The 22,194-nt window shown below is 59.4% G+C and carries 23 protein-coding genes; 10 read left to right on the top strand and 13 right to left on the bottom strand.

The window, feature by feature from the left end; all coding sequences use genetic code 11:
• Positions 1 to 13: 13 nt before the first annotated feature.
• Entirely contained in the window at positions 14 to 1,393 is a 1,380-nt protein-coding gene (locus F568_RS0108650) for a class II fumarate hydratase (RefSeq protein ID WP_019018323.1), read from the bottom strand.
• Between the two features lie 209 nt (positions 1,394 to 1,602).
• Here F568_RS0108650 and F568_RS0108645 point away from each other — a divergent pair, with 209 nt between their 5' ends.
• Positions 1,603 to 2,133 carry a carboxypeptidase-like regulatory domain-containing protein gene (locus tag F568_RS0108645; protein WP_019018322.1) on the top strand — a complete coding sequence of 177 codons (531 nt, stop codon included), beginning with the start codon at positions 1,603 to 1,605 and terminating at the stop codon, positions 2,131 to 2,133.
• Here F568_RS0108645 and F568_RS0108640 read toward each other — a convergent pair.
• Positions 2,117 to 3,094 (bottom strand): alpha/beta fold hydrolase, encoded by a 978-nt coding sequence (locus F568_RS0108640; RefSeq protein ID WP_083933004.1) that lies wholly within the window; start codon positions 3,092 to 3,094, stop codon positions 2,117 to 2,119. The two genes, F568_RS0108645 and F568_RS0108640, sit on opposite strands and share 17 nt — an antisense overlap.
• A gap of 62 nt (positions 3,095 to 3,156) precedes the next feature.
• Here F568_RS0108640 and F568_RS0108635 point away from each other — a divergent pair, with 62 nt between their 5' ends.
• Positions 3,157 to 3,543, top strand: a complete 387-nt coding sequence (locus tag F568_RS0108635; protein ID WP_019018320.1) for a Rieske 2Fe-2S domain-containing protein — start codon at positions 3,157 to 3,159, stop codon at positions 3,541 to 3,543.
• 76 nt (positions 3,544 to 3,619) lie between these two features.
• Here F568_RS0108635 and F568_RS0108630 read toward each other — a convergent pair whose 3' ends face one another.
• On the bottom strand, positions 3,620 to 4,144 hold the full coding sequence (locus tag F568_RS0108630; RefSeq protein ID WP_019018319.1) for a gamma carbonic anhydrase family protein: 525 nt from the start codon (positions 4,142 to 4,144) through the stop codon (positions 3,620 to 3,622).
• A 210-nt stretch (positions 4,145 to 4,354) separates the two neighbouring features.
• Between F568_RS0108630 and hmgA the strand changes: the two genes are divergently transcribed.
• The 4 genes from hmgA (at position 4,355) to F568_RS0108610 (ending at position 7,922) form a co-directional block, all read left to right on the top strand.
• A complete protein-coding gene (gene hmgA, locus F568_RS0108625; RefSeq protein ID WP_019018318.1) occupies positions 4,355 to 5,665 on the top strand; it encodes a homogentisate 1,2-dioxygenase in 1,311 nt (436 codons plus the stop codon).
• Positions 5,666 to 5,703: 38 nt separating this feature from the next.
• A complete protein-coding gene (locus F568_RS0108620; RefSeq protein ID WP_019018317.1) occupies positions 5,704 to 6,723 on the top strand; it encodes a fumarylacetoacetate hydrolase family protein in 1,020 nt (339 codons plus the stop codon).
• Positions 6,724 to 6,735: 12 nt separating this feature from the next.
• Complete coding sequence (maiA, locus tag F568_RS0108615) at positions 6,736 to 7,377, top strand: maleylacetoacetate isomerase (protein WP_019018316.1); 642 nt, start codon at positions 6,736 to 6,738, stop codon at positions 7,375 to 7,377.
• Positions 7,378 to 7,502: 125 nt separating this feature from the next.
• Complete coding sequence (locus F568_RS0108610; RefSeq protein ID WP_019018315.1) at positions 7,503 to 7,922, top strand: secondary thiamine-phosphate synthase enzyme YjbQ; 420 nt, start codon at positions 7,503 to 7,505, stop codon at positions 7,920 to 7,922.
• A 33-nt stretch (positions 7,923 to 7,955) separates the two neighbouring features.
• On the opposite strand, the gene hda is transcribed toward F568_RS0108610, so the two are convergent.
• Together hda and F568_RS0108600 are read right to left on the bottom strand one after the other, a co-directional pair.
• On the bottom strand, positions 7,956 to 8,657 hold the full coding sequence (gene hda / locus F568_RS0108605) for a DnaA regulatory inactivator Hda (protein ID WP_019018314.1): 702 nt from the start codon (positions 8,655 to 8,657) through the stop codon (positions 7,956 to 7,958).
• Positions 8,657 to 9,733 carry an AI-2E family transporter gene (locus F568_RS0108600; protein ID WP_019018313.1) on the bottom strand — a complete coding sequence of 359 codons (1,077 nt, stop codon included), beginning with the start codon at positions 9,731 to 9,733 and terminating at the stop codon, positions 8,657 to 8,659. Before F568_RS0108600 ends, hda begins: the two co-directional genes overlap by 1 nt.
• 108 nt (positions 9,734 to 9,841) lie before the next feature.
• Here F568_RS0108600 and purM point away from each other — a divergent pair, with 108 nt between their 5' ends.
• Both purM and purN read left to right on the top strand, forming a co-directional pair.
• Positions 9,842 to 10,918, top strand: a complete 1,077-nt coding sequence (gene purM, locus F568_RS0108595; RefSeq protein ID WP_026300421.1) for a phosphoribosylformylglycinamidine cyclo-ligase — start codon at positions 9,842 to 9,844, stop codon at positions 10,916 to 10,918.
• Entirely contained in the window at positions 10,915 to 11,652 is a 738-nt protein-coding gene (gene purN / locus F568_RS0108590; RefSeq protein ID WP_019018311.1) for a phosphoribosylglycinamide formyltransferase, read from the top strand. The genes purM and purN overlap by 4 nt, the downstream gene beginning before the upstream one ends.
• Positions 11,653 to 11,801: 149 nt before the next feature.
• Here the strand turns inward: purN and dcd are convergent, their stop codons facing one another.
• From dcd to F568_RS0108575, 3 genes are all read right to left on the bottom strand, one after another.
• Positions 11,802 to 12,368 carry a dCTP deaminase gene (gene dcd, locus F568_RS0108585; protein ID WP_019018310.1) on the bottom strand — a complete coding sequence of 189 codons (567 nt, stop codon included), beginning with the start codon at positions 12,366 to 12,368 and terminating at the stop codon, positions 11,802 to 11,804.
• 92 nt (positions 12,369 to 12,460) lie between these two features.
• Positions 12,461 to 13,261, bottom strand: coding sequence for an iron-sulfur cluster carrier protein ApbC (gene apbC, locus F568_RS22500; protein ID WP_169338669.1), 801 nt, complete (start codon positions 13,259 to 13,261; stop codon positions 12,461 to 12,463).
• Positions 13,262 to 13,346: 85 nt separating this feature from the next.
• On the bottom strand, positions 13,347 to 14,531 hold the full coding sequence (locus tag F568_RS0108575) for a M24 family metallopeptidase (protein WP_019018308.1): 1,185 nt from the start codon (positions 14,529 to 14,531) through the stop codon (positions 13,347 to 13,349).
• A gap of 138 nt (positions 14,532 to 14,669) precedes the next feature.
• Between F568_RS0108575 and F568_RS0108570 the strand changes: the two genes are divergently transcribed.
• A complete protein-coding gene (locus tag F568_RS0108570) occupies positions 14,670 to 15,992 on the top strand; it encodes an erythromycin esterase family protein (protein WP_019018307.1) in 1,323 nt (440 codons plus the stop codon).
• Positions 15,993 to 16,091: 99 nt separating this feature from the next.
• Here F568_RS0108570 and F568_RS0108565 read toward each other — a convergent pair whose 3' ends face one another.
• Together F568_RS0108565 and arfB are read right to left on the bottom strand one after the other, a co-directional pair.
• Positions 16,092 to 17,381, bottom strand: a complete 1,290-nt coding sequence (locus F568_RS0108565) for a coiled-coil domain-containing protein (protein ID WP_019018306.1) — start codon at positions 17,379 to 17,381, stop codon at positions 16,092 to 16,094.
• Between the two features lie 313 nt (positions 17,382 to 17,694).
• Complete coding sequence (arfB, locus tag F568_RS0108560) at positions 17,695 to 18,108, bottom strand: alternative ribosome rescue aminoacyl-tRNA hydrolase ArfB (protein WP_019018305.1); 414 nt, start codon at positions 18,106 to 18,108, stop codon at positions 17,695 to 17,697.
• Positions 18,109 to 18,317: 209 nt separating this feature from the next.
• On the opposite strand from arfB, the gene F568_RS0108555 reads away from it, so the two are divergent.
• The gene (locus F568_RS0108555; protein WP_169338665.1) at positions 18,318 to 20,081 is read left to right on the top strand and encodes a sensor domain-containing diguanylate cyclase; all 1,764 of its coding nucleotides are present in this window, start codon (positions 18,318 to 18,320) and stop codon (positions 20,079 to 20,081) included.
• 12 nt (positions 20,082 to 20,093) lie between these two features.
• On the opposite strand, the gene F568_RS0108550 is transcribed toward F568_RS0108555, so the two are convergent.
• From F568_RS0108550 to corA, 3 genes are read right to left on the bottom strand one after another with little or no spacing between them, the layout of a single operon-like run.
• Positions 20,094 to 20,453, bottom strand: a complete 360-nt coding sequence (locus tag F568_RS0108550) for a HopJ type III effector protein (protein WP_019018303.1) — start codon at positions 20,451 to 20,453, stop codon at positions 20,094 to 20,096.
• Between the two features lie 14 nt (positions 20,454 to 20,467).
• The gene (locus F568_RS0108545) at positions 20,468 to 21,064 is read right to left on the bottom strand and encodes an exopolysaccharide biosynthesis protein (RefSeq protein ID WP_019018302.1); all 597 of its coding nucleotides are present in this window, start codon (positions 21,062 to 21,064) and stop codon (positions 20,468 to 20,470) included.
• Positions 21,065 to 21,112: 48 nt separating this feature from the next.
• Positions 21,113 to 22,078 (bottom strand): magnesium/cobalt transporter CorA, encoded by a 966-nt coding sequence (corA, locus tag F568_RS0108540; RefSeq protein ID WP_019018301.1) that lies wholly within the window; start codon positions 22,076 to 22,078, stop codon positions 21,113 to 21,115.
• Positions 22,079 to 22,194: the final 116 nt, after the last annotated feature.

The raw sequence follows: 22,194 nt of genomic DNA, 5'->3' as shown, positions 1-22,194 counted from the left end.
AGAGAAGATGACGTTATTCGGGGATACCGCCCTGAGTGAGCTGAGCCGGATCGAGCAGACGTTCAAGCTCTTCCCGGTTGAGGTCGGTGTCTTCCTCGGCGACATCCAGGATCGGCCGGCCGGCCTGATAAGCCTTCTTGGCGATGGCTGCGGCGGCATTGTAGCCAATCACCGAGTTCAGGGCCGTCACCAGGATCGGATTGCGCGATAGAGGTGTCTCGATGTTGTCGCGACGCACCTTGAAGGTGGCAATGGCGCGGTCGGCCAACAGACGGCTGGTATTGGTCAGCAGCGTAATCGACGTCAGCAGGTTGTTGGCGATCAGCGGCAGCATCACATTGAGCTGAAAATTGCCGCTCTGCCCCGCCACGGTCACCGCACTGTCGAGCCCCATGACCTGCGCGGCAACCTGGGCGGCGGACTCCGGGATCACCGGATTGACCTTGCCCGGCATGATCGAACTGCCCGGCTGCAGGGCTTCCAGCTCGATTTCACCCAGGCCCGCCAGCGGCCCTGAGTTCATCCAGCGGAGATCGTTGCTGATTTTCATCACCGCGCAGGCATAGGTCCGCAAATGGCCGGATAGCTCGACGGCGGCATCCTGGGACCCCAGGCTGGCAAAGAAGCTGTCATTGGGGCGCAGCTCTAGCCTGGTTTGAGCACTCAACGCCTTGGCCATGCGCTCGGCGAACTCGGGATGCGCATTGATGCCGGTACCCACCGCAGTTCCCCCTTGAGCCAGCCGCCCCAGGCGCTGCTGGCCGTCTTTCAGACGCTCGATGGCCTGGCCGACCTGGCTTGCCCACGCGCCCAACTCCTGGCTCATGCGTATTGGCATGGCATCCATCAGGTGGGTGCGCCCCGTCTTGACGACAGTGTCGAGTTCATCGGCCTTGCGTTCGATGGTGGCCTTCAGATACTCCATGGCCGGCAGCAAGCGATCCTTGACTTCCAGCGCGGCGGACAGATGAATGGCGGTGGGAATCACGTCATTGCTCGACTGGCCCATGTTGACATGGTCGTTGGGGCCGACTTCGGCCCCACTCTTCGAGGCCAGATGGGCGATCACTTCATTGACGTTCATGTTGCTAGACGTGCCCGAGCCGGTCTGGAACACATCGATGGGAAACTGATCCGCGTGCTGGCCATCCACCAGCTGCTGAGCAGCCTCGACGATGGCTTTCGCCCGCGTTTCATCAAGCAGCCCCAAGTCGCGGTTGACCTCGGCGGCCGCCAGTTTAATACGTGCTATGGCCCGGATGAAGGCGGGCGGCATCGGCTGACCGCTGACGGGGAAATTATTGACGGCCCGCTGCGTCTGGGCCCCATAAAGTGCATTCGCTGGGACATCCAGTTCACCCATGCTGTCGCGTTCGATGCGTGTGTCGCTCATAGCACTCTCCTGTCCATTGTGTCCGCGGTTGACCGGGGAATAACTGTACGGCCACCGGCAGCCGTTACCATCGTGATTCGTAGCATCGCTTGCAAGCGGGCGAAACGCATCGTAACCATAGCGCGGGCTTATCGGTTGCCGTTTCAGCCAGTCTTTGTAGACTGCTTCAGAAGATAGTCTCCGTGCCGTAAGCCACAAGGAAACGTGTCATGAAACGATGGATATCTGCTGCCCTGATAGGCGGCCTGCTAGCCGGATGCCAGTTCGTCGGCACCGACCGTGATACCGCCCCCCCCGACATAGAGGATCTCGGTGCTCCAGCCCCCGGGGTTCCGGAGCGGACCGAGCGCCAGGTGGCTTTCCCTGAGAATGAATACGCCAAACTGGAAAAAAGTGGCAACGCCGCCATCACCGGCCAGTTATTCGTTACGACACCCTCGGGCCAGACCGTCTACGGAGCGAACGAGACCGTTTCGGTCGCACCGGCAACGACCTACACGGCCGAGGCCGCCGAAGCCGCCCTGGCCGGCAAGGTTCTCGAAAAACCTGACCCACGTGCCCAGGAGTACACGCATTACGCAAAGACCGACGACCGCGGCTACTTCAAAGTCACAGGCCTGCCCTCCGGCGTATTCTATGTGGCCGGCCGGGTCTCCGTTCCCGGGGGCAAGCGTCACGTCATTATCGATCAGGTACGCTTGAGTTCGGGCGAGACCGCCAAGATCACGCTCGATCGTTAACCCGCTTGCGCCCCGGCAACGCCTCGGCCATCCGTCGGATGAAGGCAGCGCAGGCATCGGGGCGCATGACAGGCAGCATATGCCCCTCCCCGGGCAGCCGTTCCAACGTTAATGAAGGAATATGCGTTGCCATGGGCACACCGTGTCGCTCAGGGTCCAACACCGCATCGGCATCACCGAAGAGAATCCCCACCGGCATGCTCAGCTCGGAATATCGCGCAATCATGGCCGGCATCGGATCGTTGAGTTGGCTCAATTCGAGGCTCAGGGTCGAGAAGGATACTGGACGCAACCCCAGCAAGGCGCCGCCACGATAATAAAAATCCTGCGGTGGAGACTGCGGAGTAAATACGCGGCGCAACGCCCGACGGGCCGACAGGATCGATAGCGGTATTGCAAAGGTCCAGGCGAATCCGCTGCGCAGCCACGCTGAACGGATGGCAATAGGACGAAATTCTCGAGGAATCGCTTGTGATTGCGTCAGCGGGGCGAGTAAAGCCAGGCCACCGACCAGACCTGGGTAATCGAGCGCAACGCGTAAGGCCAGTGCGCCGCCCAGGGAATGCCCCACCAGCAAGGGGCGCTCCAGAGATTCTTGTCGAATGAAGTCCGCTATGCAACGCGCCTGGAGCGCCAGGTCCGTTTCACCCTCGCCGTGCCTGGTCGAGTACCCCATGCCAGGCCGGTCCACCGCCATGACTCGAAAGTCAACAGCAAGTTCATCGACCAGTGCATAGGTGAAGTGATGAAGCTGCCCGCCTACGCCATGAAGCATTATCACCGGCGTGCCCTTGCCCTTTTCCACGACATGCAGCCGGATTACCGGCAGTTCCACGAACCTGCCGGCGGGCGGGATAGCCGCTTCCACACGCTTGGCGATCCGCACCGTCAGCCCCCACGCAACCAGCGTAATTACCAAGATGGCCACGATAACGAGCCCGATGACATCGAGCATAGACATAGCGTACCTTGCAGAAAGAACGTCGTTATTGCCTGCAAGCATAGCTAACCAGGAGCAACCTCATGAAAGCAGCGTGGGAAAACTATAGGAGCGCACCTCCAAAAGGAACTCGCCTGCTCGAGTCACACCGGGTAAAGACCGATCGCCTCCATAGTCTGTCCGTGACGAGCGATAACGGCACCTTTCCGGTCCTGCTGCTGCAGGGCAAGGATGCCATTCAGGCTTTTGTCAATGCCTGCCCCCACCAATTCCTGCCGCTGGATCAGCGCAGCGACAACATACTCAGCAGCGATGGCGAGCTGATTCGCTGCTCGAACCACGACGCCGCGTTTCGCCTCAGTGACGGTGAAGGGGTCGAAGGCCTGGGCTTGGGTGAATGCCTGGATGCCATCCCGACACATATCGACGAACAGGGATGGATCGTTATTGGAGAAGCCAGCACTCACTAAGCGGTTGGTCGCTCAACGAGGCGACGCTTCATGAGCCGGGAAGGCTTCACCCATTCATGTACTAAGGGCGCAGCCATCAGTCGATACGCTCCAGCGCTGTCTTGTGGAGCGCCCCGCGAGCGATATAACCTTCGGCGTTTTTCTTCAGGTTCTCGATAGCTTCTGGGGTCAGTTCCCTCACCACCTTGGCCGGCGCCCCCAGGATCAGCGAGTTGTCCGGATATTGCTTGCCCTCCGTCACTACGGCTCCTGCACCGACCAAACAATTCTTGCCGATAACCGCCCCATTCAAGATAACCGCCTGAATACCGATCAGGGCGCCATCGCCAATGGTACATCCGTGCAGCATGGCTTGATGCCCGATGGTCACGCCTTTACCGATGACCAGTGGAAACCCCGGATCGGTATGCAGCACCGCCCCGTCCTGAACATTGCTTCCCTCGCCCACTTCGATGGGTTCGTTGTCGGCCCGTAGCACAGCCTGATACCAGACACTCGACTGGCGTTTCAGAACCACCTTACCGATCACCGTTGCCGATTCCGCCACGTAAGTTTCTTCGCCAACCTTGGGCGATTGCCCGTCGAGCTTGTAGATCGCCATGCTCCCTGCCCCTTTGCGTTGCGCCTTGATACCTCCTTCTTACCTCAATGAGGTCCAGCACGACATACGGCTTTGGCCGATATGTCTTCATCGCTATACCTATAACGCTCCACTTGACGCGTTTCCTAGCGGCACCTAGCATGGCCTATAGTTTCATTTGAAACTAGATAAAGGCAAGCCAATCGCCGCTCGCCGAACCTGAGGGATGCCATGAACAACAATACCCAGGAATACCTCTGCGGATTCCGCAACCATCATGCCACCGAGGCCCTGCCCGGCGCGCTGCCGGAAGGCCAGAACTCGCCCCAACGCTGCCCCTACGGACTGTATGCGGAACAATTGACCGGATCGGCCTTTACCACCCCGCGCAGTCATAACCTGCGAAGCTGGCTGTACCGCATTTGCCCCTCGGTGGCCCAGAGTGCCTATCGCCCCTTGTCTTCTGGTAAGTGGAATACGGCGCCACCAAGCGCGCCGGCTGCCGATCCCAACCAGATGCGCTGGGACCCGTGCCCGTTGCCCGATGCGCCTACCGACTTCATCGACGGGTTGATGACGATTGCCGTCAATGGCGATGTCGCGGCGCAGACCGGCTGCGGAGTGCACGTCTATGCCTTCAACCGCGATATGACCGAGCGCTTCTTCTACAATGCCGATGGCGAACTGCTGATCGTGCCGCAGCAGGGCGCGCTCGTGCTGCGGACTGAACTAGGCGTGGTGAAAGTAGTTTCAGGTGAGATCGCTGTCATTCCGCGCGGAATCAAGTTTCAGGTTCAGCTCGGCGAGAGCACCGACACGGCACGCGGCTATGTCTGCGAGAACTACGGCAGCCCCTTCGAACTGCCTGGCCTGGGACCGATCGGTGCCAACGGCCTGGCCAACCCGCGCGATTTTCTAACGCCGGTGGCCTCTTACGAGAACGTGGCCGGGGAGTTCGAACTCGTGGCCAAGTTCTCGGGGCGCCTATGGGCAACCAGGCTGGATCACTCGCCGCTGGACGTAGTGGCCTGGCACGGCAACTACGCGCCCTACAAGTACGACCTGGCGCGATTCAACACCATCAACACGGTCAGCTTCGATCATCCCGACCCATCGATCTTTACCGTACTCACCTCGGCTTCCGACACACCGGGGATGGCCAACATCGACTTCGTGATCTTTCCCCCGCGCTGGATGGTGGCCGAGAACACCTTCCGCCCGCCCTACTTTCATCGCAATCTGATGAGCGAGTTCATGGGGCTGATCCATGGCGAATACGACGCCAAGGCCGAAGGCTTCCTGCCCGGCGGAGCGAGCCTGCACAACAGCATGTCGCCCCACGGCCCGGACGCGGAGACCTTCGAAAAGGCCACCGCTGCCGAGTTGGCCCCGCAGCGCCTGGGCGACACCCTGGCCTTCATGTTCGAGAGCCGCTACGTGTACCAGCCTTCCCCAGCTGCCCTGGAAGCCGACTTTCGCCAGCGCGATTACGTCGACGTGTGGGCGGGGCTGCGTTCGCATTTTACGCCCGATCAGCGCTGATCATTGCTACCTGACGACACGAGAACAAGGACCGCTTCATGAAACTCGCCTCACTCAATCAGGGCCGCGACGGCCAATTGATCGTGGTTTCCCGCGACCTGACCCGCGCCGTACGCGTTCCGCAGATCGCCACCACCCTGCAGCAGGCCATCGAGGCGTGGGATACGCTCGCTCCTCAGCTCGAACAGGTCTACGTCGAGCTCAATGGCGGACAGGCCTCGGGCGCCTTCGACCTCGACATGAGCACCCTGCATTCGCCGTTACCACGCACGTATCATTGGGCCGATGGCTCGGCCTACCTGAATCACGTCCAGTTGGTACGCCAGGCGCGCGGTGCCGAAATGCCCGAAACGTTCTGGAGCGATCCGCTGATGTATCAGGGCGGTGGCGACAGCTTCCTGGCACCAACCGAGGACATCGAGGCGGTCAGTGAAGAGCACGGCATCGACCTGGAGGGCGAACTCGCGGTGATCGTCGACGACGTGCCGATGGCCGTCTCGCCCGAACGGGCCGCCAAACACATCAAGCTGATCATGTTGGTCAACGATGTCAGCCTGCGTGGGTTGATTCCAGGTGAACTGGCCAAGGGCTTCGGCTTCTTCCAGTCCAAACCGGCGTCCAGCTTCTCGCCCATCGCCGTGACACCGGACGAGTTGGGTGACGCCTGGCGCGACGGCCGGGTCCATCTACCGCTGACCGTGCACCTCAACGGCGAGAAGTTCGGCGAACCCGAGGCCGGCCCCGACATGATCTTCAGCTTCCCACAGCTCGTCGCCCACGCCGCGAGGACACGTCAACTGGGGGCAGGTGCGATCATCGGCTCGGGTACCGTCTCCAATCCCGGTGTCGACGGCGGCCCCGGCAAGCCCATCGCCGATGGCGGAGTCGGGTACAGCTGCCTGGCTGAAGTGCGTATGGTCGAGAAGATTCTCCACGGCGAGATGGCGACACCTTTCCTGCGCTTTGGCGACCGGGTGCGCATCGAAATGTTCGATCGTCAGGGCCATACCATTTTCGGCGCCATCGACCAACAGGTCGTGCGCTATCAGCCGGCATGAGCGAGGGCCACGATGAAACTCTACGGCTATTTTCGCTCTTCGGCGGCCTACCGGGTGCGCATCGCACTCAACCTCAAGGGGCTGGCCTATGATCAGGTTGCCGTCAACCTAGTCAGTGGTGAGCAGCGCGGCGGGGACAACCTCGCCCGCAACCCCCAAGGGCTCGTCCCGGTGCTTGAAACGGATGACGGAACGCGACTGACCCAGTCGCTGGCGATATGCGAATATCTCGACGAGCGCTATCCCAAGCCGCCACTACTGCCTCCGGATTCCGAAGGGCGCGCCCGGGTGCGCGCGTTGGCGCAGGTGGTCGCCTGCGAGATCCACCCGCTCAACAACCTCAAGGTACTCAAGTACCTGACCGGTGAGCTTGGCACCAGCGAGAAGACTAAGCTGGCCTGGTACCGTCATTGGGTTAGCGAGGGCTTCGATGCATTGGAGACATTGCTCACTGACTCTACCGCTACCGGTGAATTTTGCCATGGCGACACACCGACCCTGGCCGATGTGTGCCTGGTGCCGCAGGTCTTCAATGCCCGGCGTTTCGAGTGCGACATGAGCGCCTATCCGACAATCCGACGTATTGCCGAGCGTTGCGATATTCTGGATGCCTTTAAGCACGCCGCCCCTGCCGCACAACCGGATGCCGGCTGAACCGCGAGGCTGGAAGATAACGAACACAAGCGATACCTTCTGAAAGTGGCGACCGAGGTGCTGTCTCGGCTCGCCATACCGCATCACGCCAAGGACATTTCCATTCAGCGACGGAAGGCAGAACCATGTGGTTTCAAAAAGAAATCAGACTCAAGCCGCACGTTCGGGGCTTTCACCTGATTACGGAGCAGGTGCTGAAAGAACTGCCGGAACTGCAACAGGTTTCCGTCGGCCTGTGCCATGTATTCATCAAGCACACTTCGGCCTCGCTGACGATCAACGAGAATGCCGACCCTACGGTGCGCAAGGACTTCGAGAGCTACTTCAGCCAGGCCGTGCCTGCCGACGAACCCTACTACCAGCACACCCTCGAGGGCAGTGACGACATGCCCGCCCACCTGAAAAGCAGCATTCTGGGCAGCAGCGTGAGCGTGCCAGTGAGCGATGGTCGATTCAACCTTGGCACTTGGCAAGGTATCTACCTATGCGAGCACAGGGATCACGCCAGCAGCAGAACGTTGGTAGTGACATTGCAGGGTGAATGAATAAACGACAAAGCGACGCTCAGCTAATGTCCATCACCAGCCGAGCGCCTGCTTGACGAAAGGAATGGTCAGCTTGCGCTGCGCCGTCAGGGACGCTCGATCGAGACGCTCCAGGGTTGAAAACAGCTCAGGCAAACGGCGCGAGCCGCGATGCAAAATATAACGCGCCACTTCATCGGGAAGCTGCATCCCACGGCCTCGCGCTCGCAGCTTGAGCGCCTCAAAGCGCCCTTCATCATCCAAACGCTGGATCTGGAACGTTACGCCCCAAGTCAACCGTGAGGCCAGGTCCGGCAACTTGACATTCAATTGACGAGGCGCTGCCGGGGCGGAAATGATGAGGCGTTTGCCCGCATCTCGCAGCCGATTGAAACCGTGGAATAGCGCTTCTTCCCAACGCTTTCTGCCGACAACCTGATCGATGTCATCGATCACCATTAGATCCAGGCGCTCGACATCTTCGAGCATATGCGGCGGGAAATGCCCCAGTTCGTTCAATGGCAAATACAGTGCCCGCTTGTCACGACGACTGGCCTCATGGCAGGCGGCCTGCAACAGGTGGCTGCGGCCGGACCCCTCGCCTCCCCAGAGATAGACCAAGGCTTCCCCGCCGTCATCCAACTGGGCCTGTAATGCCGCTACCGCGGCGGCATTGCCGCGCGGCATGAAATTGGCAAAGGTTGCGTCATCGCGCAGGCCGATACCGAGAGGAAGCTGCGCAGGCCCGGTGCTCATCAGAAGTCCTCATCGCCGCCGCGCTGGCCGGCGACATCGTACAAGGTACTGTTTTTGTAGCGTTCGTGTAGATAGCGCAATACTACCATGACAACCGCAGCGACCGGTAAGGCCAGCAGGATTCCGGTAAAGCCGAACAGTTGCCCGCCAGCGAGCACGGCGAAGATGACGGCCACCGGGTGCAGACCGATGCGGTCCCCGAGCAGTAGCGGTTGCAGCACCATGCCTTCGAGCATTTGCCCCACCGCGAATACGGCACCGACCCCGACCAGGTGCAACAAGTCGCCGTATTGAAAGAATGCCACCAGGGCGGCGATCGCCAGGCCAACAATGACTCCCAGATAGGGAACGATGCTCGCCAGGCCGGCGACTACACCGATCAGCACGCCGAACTGGATCCCGATCAGGGTCAGGCCAATAGCATAGATGATGCCAAGGCTGAGCATGACCATCAGTTGCCCGCGAAGGAATGCCGCAAGGACTTCATCACAATCCTTGGCCAGACGCGTCACGGTCGGCTCGAAGCGGCGCGGCAATAGATCCTGAATACGCCCCTTGAGACGATCCCAATCGAGCAACAGGTAGAACGTGACCACGGGAATCAGAGCAAGATTGGCGATCCAGACGATAACCGCCAGGCCGGAACGCGATACCTGCGCCAACAACGTGGCGGCAAAGGTCCCGGTCTCCTTCCAGTTGGCCATAAGAGTCTGGCGCAGCTGATCGAAGTCGGTGGAGAAATCCATGCCGCTGACTGACTGGACCCAGGGTATTACCGTGGATTGAACCCAGGCGAGGATAATCGGAATTGCCTCGACCAACTGGACGAGCTGACGTCCCAGTAGCGGAATGATGATTAGACAGGCCGTGCCGATCGCCAGCGACAGCACCAGGAAAACCACGCTAACGGCCAGCCGCCGCGAGAGCCCCCTGGCTTCCAGCCAGTCGGTCAGCGGGTCGCCCAGATAGGCCAGGATCATACTGACGAAAAACGGCATGAGGATCGGTTCCAGCAGCGCCAGCAGCCAGATGATGGCGGCCAGCCCCAGCAGCGACCAAACTTGGATTCGTGACATTCCGCTTCCCTAGAAATAATGAGAGATCGCCTCGGCGATGCACCCCGTCAGGCGCGATGCTACAATGCGCGCGCTTCCTACCACCAGGCCATTCTGACAGGACACATCATGACTCGCAGCGCTTCCGACAAGCCACAGTCCCCTTCATTGAGCTACAAGGATGCCGGCGTGGATATCGATGCCGGCAATGCCCTGGTCGAGCGCATCAAGGGCGTCGCCAAGCGTACCAGCCGCCCTGAAGTGTTGGGCGGCCTGGGTGGCTTCGGTGCGCTGTGCGAACTACCTGCCGGCTATCGTCAGCCGGTGCTGGTCACCGGCACGGATGGCGTTGGAACCAAGCTGCGCCTGGCCATGGACCTGAACCGTCACGACACCATTGGCATTGATCTGGTCGCGATGTGTGTCAACGATCTCGTGGTGGCCGGTGCCGAGCCGCTGCAATTTCTCGACTACTATGCCACGGGCAAGCTCGATGTCGATATCGCCGCCGACGTGGTCGCCGGCATCGGTGAAGGCTGCCTGCAGGCCGGCTGTGCCCTGGTAGGTGGCGAGACCGCCGAAATGCCTGGCATGTACGAGGGCAGCGATTACGACCTGGCCGGTTTCTGCGTCGGCGTGGTCGAAAAATCCGAGATTCTCGACGGTAGCAAGGTCGCCGAGGGCGACGTCCTGCTGGGACTGGCGTCCTCCGGCCCGCACTCCAACGGCTATTCCTTGATTCGCAAGATTCTCGAGGTCAGCCAGGCCGATCTCAACGTTGATCTCGAGGGACAGCCCCTTGGGGACGCCCTGCTCGCCCCGACCCGCATCTACGTCAAGCCGCTGCTGACGCTGATCAAGGAAAGCGGTGTCGATGTGCATGCACTTTCGCACATCACGGGCGGCGGGTTGCTTGAGAATGTGCCGCGCGTGCTGCCTGCCAACCTGACCGCACGCATCGATGTTCGCGCATGGCAGCGCCCCGCCGTGTTCGACTGGCTACAGGAACAAGGCAACGTCGCCGAACGCGAGATGTACCGTGTGCTCAACTGTGGTATCGGCATGATCGTCGTGGTGTCTTCCGACCAGGCCGATGCAGCGACCGGCCACCTCGAAGCGGCTGGTGAGCGCGTCTATCGCCTGGGCGAGATCGTTGCCCGTGAAGGCGAGGAAGAACAGGTCCGTCTGGAGAATCTCGAGGCATGAGCGACGAGCAGACCACCGACACGCTGAACGACTTCACGGCGGAGCAGGCCGAAGCGCGACGCGTTGTCGTGCTGATCTCCGGCAACGGCAGCAATCTTCAGGCATTGATCGATGCCCAGTCCTATGGCGAACTGGGCGGCGAGATCGTCGCGGTAATCTCGAACAAGGCCGATGCCTACGGTCTGCAACGTGCACGCGATGCCGGCATCGACGCCGTGGTTTTGCCGCATATCGAGTACGATAGCCGCGAGGCCTTCGATGGCGCCCTGATCAAGGTCATCGAACGCCACGAACCCGACCTGATTGTACTGGCCGGCTTCATGCGCATCCTCACGCCGATGTTCGTGCACCGATTCCACGGTCGACTGCTTAACATTCATCCCTCGCTGCTTCCCGATTATCAAGGCCTGAATACTCATGCCCGCGCACTGGCCGACGGCTGCACGGAACATGGCGTCAGCGTGCACTTCGTGACCGAGGAGCTCGATGGCGGACCGGTGGTCATGCAGGCTGTTCTCAAGCTCTGCGAGGGCGATACCGAAGAGAGCATCATTGACAGGATCCATGCCCGCGAGCATTTGATCTATCCGATCGCGGTGCGCTGGTTCCTTGAAGGCCGCCTTCAGCTTGGCCCCAAGGGGCCGGTGCTGGACGGCATGCCCCTACCGCCCCAAGGCATGCGTCTCTCCCACGAGGATGCCGCTGAAGAGCTGGACGAAGAGATCGACGACTAAGCACGTCGATCGCCATGGCTCTACTTCGTGGGGCCATGGCCGCCCTTCACATACGATCAGTTCGGAATACCACCGCCGAAAACAGCCAGGTTGAAACGACACGGCCGAGCCTATGGCTCGGCCGTAAATGCAGCGGCACTACGCCCGCCTCAAGCCCGCGGCAAGGTCACCCCGCGCTGCCCCATATATTTTCCGCCGCGGTCCTTGTATGAAACGTCACAGACCTCGTCGGATTCGAGGAACAGCATTTGCGCTACACCTTCGTTGGCGTAAATGCGTGCCGGCAGGTTGGTAGTATTGGAAAACTCCAGCGTCACATGCCCTTCCCACTCCGGTTCCAGCGGCGTCACGTTGACTATGATACCGCAGCGCGCGTAGGTCGACTTGCCTAGGCAGATAGTCAGCACACTACGCGGAATGCGGAAGTACTCCACGGTGCGCGCCAATGCAAACGAGTTAGGCGGGATCACGCAGACATCGCCCTTGATGTCGACGAAACTCTTCTCGTCGAAGTGCTTGGGATCGACGACTGCCGAGTGGATATTGGTGAAGACCTTAAACTCATCGGCACAGCGCACATCGTAACCGTAGCTGGACGTCCCGTAGGATATTACCCGTTGGCCGTTGACGTGACGAACCTGATCGGCCTCGAACGGCTCGATCATACCTTCGCTCTCGGCCATACGGCGTATCCATCGGTCGGATTTGATGCTCATGGGGCGTCCTTTGGGTTGGCGCAGTAAAAAAACGGGGCCGCTATGATAACGGCCCCGGTGTCAATTAATAAAGAAGAGGAATGGAATGCTCGTCAGTCGCTGAAGGAAATGCTCGGCGACTCGTTGGACTGCCCCTCGACACCTTCGGCCACAGCGCGTGCGATGCTACGGAACGTTTCGGTAATACCGCCGTCGGGCTCGGCCACTACGGTCGGCTTGCCGCCGTCGGCCTGTTCGCGAATCGACAGTTGCAGCGGCAATTGACCCAACAGTTGGGTACCGTACTGCTCAGCGATCCGCTCGCCGCCACCTTCGCCGAAGATCGGCTCACTATGACCACAGTTCGAGCAGATGTGCAGGCTCATGTTCTCGACCACACCGAGCACCGGCACGTTGACCTTGCGGAACATCTCGATACCCTTGCGTGCGTCCAACAAGGCGATGTCCTGCGGGGTGGTGACGATGACTGCCCCGGAAACCGGTACCTTCTGCGCCAGGGTCAACTGGATGTCACCAGTACCCGGTGGCATATCGATGAACAGATAGTCGACGTCATCCCACACCGTCTGGTTCAACAATTGCTGGAAGGCACCTGAAACCATCGGTCCACGCCAGACCATCGGCTCGTTGATGTCGACCATAAAGGCCATCGACATCGCCTGGATACCATACGCCGGCAATGGGTTGAAGCGGTTCTCTCCAGCCATCTTCGGCCGTACGCCCTCGCCGATGCCGAGCATCTGCGCCTGACTGGGGCCATAGATGTCGGCGTCCAGCAGGCCCACGCGATACCCCTCGGCCGCCATGGCCAGCGCCAGGTTGGCCGTTACCGTCGATTTGCCCACACCTCCCTTGCCGGACGCCACGGCGACGATATGCTTCACACCCTCGATCACGGGCTAACTCCTTTTATTCATTCGCCTTTGGTGCCCCGAGTATAACCCCCAACCGATGGGTAAACCCAAGCGCCGATGTCGTCTATTGAACCGATGCGAGTGTCCATGGGTTATCGGTCAACGGCATCGCCCCGTCCTCCGTCACACATACCGTATCGCTACATCCGATGCCCCACTGACCGGGAATACGCAGGCACAGCGGCAAGTGAAAGACCATGCCGGGTTCGAATGTGCGGGAGTGACCTCGGGCGATGAACCCCGAGCCTTCGACCCAGGAAGGCGGAAACTGCGCACCAACCGTGTAACCGAACACGCCGGAAAAGAACGCTTGATCCTGCAGCGGCGCGAGCGCTCTTTCCGCTGCGCGCGCCGCGCTGTCGAAGGGCTCGCCGGGTCGCATGGCATCGAGCAAGGCATCAAAGATATATCGGCAGGTGTCGAAGACACGAATCATTTCCATCGACGGCGTCCCGGCAACGACCGTGCGCATCATGGGCGCGGTATAGCGCTGCCAGGCCGCACCGAACTCGAGGAAGACCGGGTCGTTTTCATTGATTCGACAGCGCTTGTGATTGAGATGAATTACGCTGCTACGCTGGCCGCTGGTCACGATCGGCTGCATGCTCATGAACTCGCTGCCCGCTGCATACAATGCCCGTGCGCCCTCGGCTGCTACTTCGGAGTCCAGCACACCGCTACCGACTGCCTCGATGGCCGCGTCGATCCCCAGTCCGGTCAAGCGCGCACTTTCGGCCAGGCAATCGAGCTCCTCCGCCGACTTGACGATCTTCACGCTCCCCAAAAGGTCGCCGGCATCTACGAACAGGCGCTCCGGCATTCGGGCTTGCAGGCCGCGAATCAAGCCATGTCGCACTCCCCCCTGCCAAGGCTCGATACCGATTCCACCATGGCAACCCGAGAGGGTCTCTATCAGCGGATCCAGAACTTCGTCGATGTTTTCCCAGCGATAGCTACGGATATCGTCAATGCGCGTACATGCCACCGCCGGGCCGGTCTCGATAGAGGGCACCTGCAGGGTCAGGCGGTCTTGGGTCATCACCAGTGCCGTGTGGACGGAAACTTCGAAAGTACTGTAACCGGTGAGATAGTAGATATCGGCAGGAGAGGTCAACAACAGCGCTTCCAGACCGGCCTCATGCATACGCTGACATGTCGCCTGGCGTCGTCGCTGCAACTCGGCTTCGCTGAATGCGCATTCCGACCCAGCCAGTCCACCAAGACGCTCGCGGTACACGTCGATATCCATGCCGCCCCCTCCAAGGAATTCCCTTCTCTCAGCGTAGTACGCCTCGTCACAACATTTCGATACCGAAAGCCGCCTCACGATGCCATCGCAGTTGGCTAGAGTCACAAGGCACGATGCATGCAGCAGGGAGGTATACGCATGACGACGCCACTCGAAAGCGTACGTAACGTGGCACTACGCCTGGAGGGCAGGACGAGCGACTACGACGCCCTATTGGACCAGGTCGGCGATCGACCCATCGTTCTGTTGGGTGAAGCCTCGCATGGCACACGAGAGTTCTATCGGATGCGAGCAGAGATCAGCCGCCGCCTGATCGAGGAAAAAGGATTCGAGGCCGTGGTCGTCGAAGCCGACTGGCCCGATGCCCTGCGGCTCAACCGTTATGTCCGCCATGATAGCGATGATACGTTGATGGGGGCCTTCGCGGACTTCCAGCGCTTTCCGCAATGGATGTGGCGCAACCATGAAGTACGTGACTTCCTGGCGTGGCTTCACGAGTACAATGCCGGGTACGAGCGGCCCCAGCAGGCCGGTTTTTACGGTCTGGACGTGTACAGCCTGCACCGTTCTGCCGAGGCGGTGATCGAATATCTGGAAAGTGTCGATCCCGAGCAGGCGAAACTGGCCCGTCAGGGTTACGCGTGTCTCGATCATGCAGACGACCCCTTCCGTTACGGTCACGATGCCGCACTAGGTATTAACCGGAGCTGTGAGGACTCGGCTGTCAGGCTGTTGGCCGATCTGCTGGAAAAGTCGACCGAATACCTGCGCATGGATGGCCACCAAGCGGCTGACGAGCAGTTCTTTGCCGAGCAAAATGCCCGGGTTGTCATCAATGCCGAGGCCTATTATCGCGCCATGTTCGGCTCCCGGGTGGACACGTGGAATCTGCGAGACGACCACATGACCGACACCCTGGCCGAATTGCATCAGCATCTGCGCAACCAAGGGGGCAAAGGCAAGCTGATCGTCTGGGCTCACAATTCCCATCTGGGTGATGCCAGCAGTACCGAAATGGGATGGGGGCGACATCAGCATAATGTCGGTCAACTGGCCCGTCAGCGCTTCGGGGCGGAAAATACCTTTCTTGTCGGCTTCACCACGCATACCGGCTACGTGTCGGCGGCTCAGGACTGGGACGGACCGGTCGAGCATCGCTGGGTAAGGCCATCGCTTGAAGGTAGTTATGAACGCCTGTTTCATGAAAGCGGGCTGGATCGCTTCTATTTGCCGCTTACTGGTGAACGCACAGCCCCGTTACGAGAAATACGCCTGGAGCGGGCTATAGGTGTCATCTACCGGCCAGAGACGGAGCGTCAGAGCCACTATTTCCAGGCGTCCTTGCCCAGCCAGTTCGATGCCGTATTCCACATTGATGAGACCAGCGCCGTCGAGCCGTTCGAGAAAGGCGAGCTATGGCGTCCCGAAGTCATACCCGACACCTATCCATTCGGCGAATGAGCCATCAGCAGCGGACGGTACATGTCCCTCACAAATAAAAAGCCGGCCGAAAACGGCCGGCTTCATCATGACAGGACAAGCCGTAAGATAGTGGCACGCCTACTCGGAAACGGCGCCGCTCGCCCCCCACTGGGCACCGGATTGTTGAGTGCTACCAGCCTGATTGCCTGACTGCCGAGATTCCGTCTGGCTACCATCAGACTGGCCTTCGGACTGGCTCTGCCCCTGATTCATCTGCCCGGTACTTACACCACTACCGGTGGAACCACTCTGGTCATCACTTTCGCTGCCCTGGCTGCCCTGGCTGCCCTGGCTGCCCTGGCTGCCCTGGCTGCCCTGGCTGCCAGCGGATTGTGATGCCTGTTCACCAGACTGGCTACCCGTCTGGCTCTGGCCCGCGCTGTCGCCACCCTGATCGGAAGAGGAAGACGACTGGCCTGCCTGGCTGCCATCTTGTGCACTACTTTGTGTGGCGGCCTCGACACTCTGGCTCAGCTCGGACAGCGTTTCCTGCATGGCAGCAATACGGGACAGTTCCTGCTGCACGTCAGCGATGCGGTTCTGCAAGGTAGACAGCTGCTCGACACGGGCCTGGATCTGCGACTCCAACTCTTCCAGGCGCTGTTCAGTCTGTTGTACCTGAGAAGCCACTTGCTCCTGTTGCTGCTGGGCCTCGGAAAGCGCCTGACGCTCCTGTTCCAAATTCTCGCGGGTCTGGGCCAACTGCCCTTCTTGCTCGGCCAGCTCCGACTCACGCTGAGAGATCTGCTCTTCCAGCGTACTCAAGCGTTCGCTACGTGCATTGACCTTTTCTTCCAGCTCCGCGTAGCGTCCCTCAAGTTCCGCGGTGCGATCCTGCACGTTCTGCAGTTCGGCCTGAGCATTGCGCAAGCGCTCTTCTGCCGCCTGTGCCTGCCCCGAGACATCGTCGAGATTGACCTGCGCCTGCTGCACCTGGGTCTGCAGGGATTGAAGCTGCTGGTTGGCTTCCTCAACCTGGCCCTGACGCTGCGACAGCTGGTTTTCCGCCTCGCCAACCTGGGTCTGCAACTCGGACAGCCGGTTTTCGGCATTACCGATATCGCTTTGCAGCGAGGCATATTCGCCCTGTGCATTTTCAACGCTGGAATAGATCTCCTCAAACTCGGCGTTGCGCTCACGCAACGTTTGGTTATCCCTTTCCAGCGTAGCGACCCGCTCCTCCAGCGAAGCGCGCTGAGTATTCCACTCCTCCTCCTGAGAGCTGGCGCTGGACGCGATGTATATCGCCACGATTACCGCAATGATCGCCACGATGACGACGGCACGAACCCGATTGTCCTTGAATGGCTGTTGGGACCTGCTGGGCTGATTGGGATTATTTGGCTGGTCCGGCGAGGATTCTGCCATGAATCGTTCTCCTTCAGTTCGGCTTATTGATGGGCTCCGCGGCCAGGCGTGGCCATGGCATAGACGCAGACAGACAATAAACAGACAGAGTTTCTGATCCGTTCTGGGTCATGTCGCCGAGAGAGTGTCGCGTCATGCCGGGCCAGTCGCTGGAAGAACTCGCGAGTGAGTCTGCTGCGCTTTGCAAGGGGTTACCTTTCAGTAGAAAAAAGATGCACTACCTGGAAACACGGCAATCCCGGTTACAGGGGCTTCGCTTCCCCTTACACAAACTTTAGTCCGTCGCCAGCCAGGTTCAAGCCGCTGGGCTTACTCAATAGTCGAGTTTGCGACGTAGCGCCTTGCGCTCCCCCTTGCGTACCTTGCTTTCCACCCGGCGTTTCTTGGCCGCCCGGGAGGGCCTGGTCGGAATACGTTTTTTATGTTGGTGAGTCACGCTTGCCAAGAGGTTACGCAACCGCTCCAAGGCATCCTCACGGTTCTTGTCCTGGGTGCGGTAGGACTGCGACTTTATGACCACGACCCCCTCCTTGGTGATGCGCTGGTCGTTTCGTGCAAGCAACCGCTGTTTGTACTCCTCCGGCAACGAGGAAGCAGGAATATCGAAACGCAGGTGTATAGCCGAGGCCACCTTGTTGACGTTTTGACCACCGGCTCCCTGAGCCCGCACTGGATGCATCTCGATCTCATGATCGGGAATGACGATATGGCGTGAAACCTGCAACATATTGCAATGTTCCTTAAGTATAGTTTGCAAAACAGCAAGGCCTGGTTATCGGCTTGGGGGCTATCGACCGTTCTCATGACCATGTTCGCCGTGACAGTGCAACTGCCACAGCGTTGAACGGCGTGACCACAGAACCATTGAACTTGCCGAGGGCTAGGAGACAATCAGCAACGGCACGCCATTGGCGCGTGTAAAACGAGGCCGTGCCTGTGCGAAGAAGAAAATTTCCCTGTTCCGAGTGCACTTGGCCAAGCCCCCCAGCCACGGCCTGGCGACTCACCATCCTGCTTTTACTCTGGCTGACATCGGTAGCGGTGGCCAACGACGACGTGCCGGGCAGTATCGATATCGGCGCCTTACAGCACCAGCTGCTGCGGGCGCCGACCAGCTACCTCGTCACTGATACCCGGACCTCTCTGCAAGAGGTGCTGAATCGCGATTTCCAGCCCTTGACCAACGGTAGCGTCAATCAAGGCATCAGCTCACGCACTTACTGGTTACGGGTTCGCTTACAAAATACCGAAACCCAGGACCGACGCTGGGTCATGCACCACGAGACCGCTTATCTCGACAATATGACCGCCTATGTCATGGATAGCGGCCAATCACCACAAGAAATCGCCATGACGGATCGCGTTCCCTTTCATGAGCGCTCTCTCCATTACCGCAAGCTGGGCTTTGAGCACACTACGCCGGCAGGCGACTGGAGCGATGTTTACCTGCGTCTGGATTATGCCAAGGCAGACTCCATCAGCCTCAATGTGCATCTATGGGATCACCAGGCGTACGTGCAGAAGCTTCAAGAGGAACATTTGCTGTTCGGCGGGTACTTCGGCATAACCGTGGCCCTATGCCTCATCGCCCTGCTCTTCGCATTCGTCATGCGTGAAGCAACGTACCTCTATTACGCTCTTTTTCTGACCATAAGCGGGCTCATGTGGGCCCAGATTAACGGGTTTGCCTATCAGTATCTTTTCCCTGCTCAGCCCTATTGGCACAATGAAGGGTGCCACATCGGTTACCTGCTTTTCGTAATCATTACCTTTCAGTTCACCCGAACATTCCTGCATACGGCGGAGTATTTTCCGCGTATCAACCGGCTGATGTACGGCCTACAACTGATCATGATACTGGCTATCGGGCTGCGACTGCTTGGCGATTACGGTGTAGTGCTTCACATCGCATACGCCAGCTTGACCCTGCCGCTATTGATGCTGCCTGCCCTGGGCTGGCTCGCCTACCGCAAAGGGATGGTCTATGCCCGCTGGTTTTCGATCGCCTGGCTGGTTTACTCGCTGGGGCTGGCCACCAGTTTGATCAGCGCTTATACACGGCTGCTGCCCTGGGGCATGGAGGCGCTGACATATGCGCAAATTGGCAGCCTGCTGGAGTCGATGTTCCTGCTTGTGGCACTAGGCGAGCGACTCAGATCGCGTGAGGAGGGCCGTCACGAGGCCCTGCGCCAGGCCAACTACGATCCGTTGACCCAGCTTGGCAATCGTCGCTTGTTGGCCCAGCAGTACGACGTCGTGGCACGTCGCTTCGAAAACACGGGGATGCCGGTTTTCCTGCTCATGATCGACCTGGATCACTTCAAGGCACTCAATGATACCTATGGTCACCTGGCAGGGGACCATATTCTTCAGAAGCTTGCCGATCTTCTCAGGGCACATTGCCAAGGCAGCGGCACTTGCGTGCGGCTTGGCGGAGAGGAATTTGCCATGCTGTTACAAGTCCCCGACCAACGAACAGCGCTGGAGATCGCCGAACGAATTCGCCAGGCATTCTGTCGCACGCCTACCCACTATCGAGAACAACACATCGTGCATACGCTGAGTATCGGCCTGGCCCCGGTTCTGACAGCCGAGCGCAAGCTGTCGCTACAGGAAGCAATGATCCAGGCCGACGAGGCGCTCTACCAAGGCAAGGTGAGCAGCCGCAACTGTACGACGGTGTACGAGTCGGCCGCTTGACGGCGCAGCAGATTAACGGCCGTCATTGTCCTGAGGCGTCAACGGATCGGTATCGAAGACGACACCCGACCATCCCGTCTGCATGAACTGGCGAATGTTGCGGTGACCTTCCCCCGACGGATCACCCAGCACTTCCTGACGATAGAACCGCCCAAAGCAGTGCAGCGTCTGTGCTTCGCTAAGCCCATGTCGTCGTGAAAAGGCGAAGATCTTGCACGAGCCGGCATTCTCGCCAGGTGCATTGCTCAGGGGACCATTGCGAAAGCCGGCCGGGATATAGTGGTAATTCGCCTCGATGATTCGCAGAGTATCTTCGAACTCAACGCGATCAGGAGCCGTTTCGAGAACGGCAATCAGGTCATGCAGAGTCATGTAGCGTTACATCCTCAGGTTAACTGATAGATGATGAAGCCCGCCGTGCCAGGCAGCAGAAGGAAACCGATCAAAGCGAGCAAACCATCACGGCCAATCAGCGCCAGCCCGAATAAAGTCAGGGCGGCACCGGCACCATTGGCAGAAAAGGGCACCACTTCCATGAGTGGCATGGCGAACGCGATCAGACTGCAGGTCACCGCCACCGCATACAGGCCGGGGCCGCGCACCAGCATGCTCAGGCGAGGCCTGAGCAGTTTATCGATCCAATAGGCTGGGCGGCGCATCCAGCGGATCCCCCGGGTAAACGTTTTTTCCTCCACGGAGCGCCTGAGCAACCACTGAGGTAGCCAGAAATGGCGGCGGCCGAGGATGAGCTGTACGGAAACCAGCAATACCAGAATGGCCATCAACGTCGGAACACCGGGAATATCACCGATCAGCGGCGCCAAGGTGATCAGGCCGGCTACCAGCAGAAGCGGCCCGAATGACCGATCTCCAATCGATTCCACGATCATCCCTAAGCTGACGCGTTCGCTGTTCCGAGTCGAGGTATCCAAATGCTCGATGAGCTGTTCGAGATCGTTGAATTGCTGCGCGTTGTCATCCATGACTCACCAATTATCCTGAAAGCGTGTCCCTTCCTTGGGAGGCCCTATCTAAAGCCAGCCAGCCTTGCGAAACCGATAATACAACCCACCACAGGCTGTCACCATCAGCCCCAAGGCCATAGGGTAACCAAGTTTCCAGTCGAGCTCCGGCATATGCTCGAAGTTCATCCCCCATATTCCGGCCAGTACCGTGGCGACGGCAAAGATGGCCGCCCACGCGGCCAAGCGCTTGTGTACTTCGCCTTCATCGATGGCCACCATGGATAAATTGACCTGAATGGCTGTGACGATGGTGTCGCGCATCGAGTCTATCGCGGTTTCGATACGATGCAGGTGGTCGTAGACGTCACGATAGTACTCCTGGGTGTTGGTGCTCAGCGTCGGCACCCTGCCCCCGAACAGATGCACCAATGCCTCGGCCAGCGGTGTGACGGCATGCTTGACTTGGGTCGCCTTCCGTTTGAGTTGATAGAGATGCTCGATGTTCTCACGGGCGACATTCTTGACGAAGATGCTTTCCTCGATGGCTTCGAGTTCCGACTCCAGCGCCTCGACAACGGGAAAATAGCGATCGACTACCGCATCCATCAGGGCATAAAGCACAAACGAAGGTCCCAGCTTGAGTAGGTGCGGTTCTCGCTCACAACGGGCACGCACATTCCGGAAATCCTGTTGTGAGCGACTGCGGACCGACAGAATGTAATCCGCCCCGACGAAAACCGCCATTTCTCCATGGTCTATCTCCCCTTCATGCACACTCAGGGTACGCATGTAGGCAAATAGGCACTCGCCATATTCCTCTACCTTGGGTCGCTGATTTCCGTGCAATGTGTCCTCGACTGCCAATTCATGCAGCGAGAAGACGTCTTGCATATGCTCGATATCCTCAGGAGCGGGATCGGCAAGCGCTACCCACACAAAGCAATCCGGCTGCCCCAGATAGTCGGTAATATCCGCTATTTCGATATCGCGGAGACGTCGGCCGCCTTGATACACCACACAATTAACGATCATGGCCGTTCATCTCCTTATCCTTCCCTGGTTAACGCCACTATTCCTACCTGCTACCCCGCGCCACTGATGCTGGCGACAGGTATACGAGTGCCACATACCACGAATACGCCACAGTT

The sequence above is a fragment of the Modicisalibacter luteus DSM 23508 genome (assembly GCF_000378505.1).
GTDB lineage: Bacteria > Pseudomonadota > Gammaproteobacteria > Pseudomonadales > Halomonadaceae > Modicisalibacter > Modicisalibacter luteus.
Note: the sequence above shows the minus strand (reverse complement) of the source record. Positions and strands in the feature narration are given on the sequence as shown.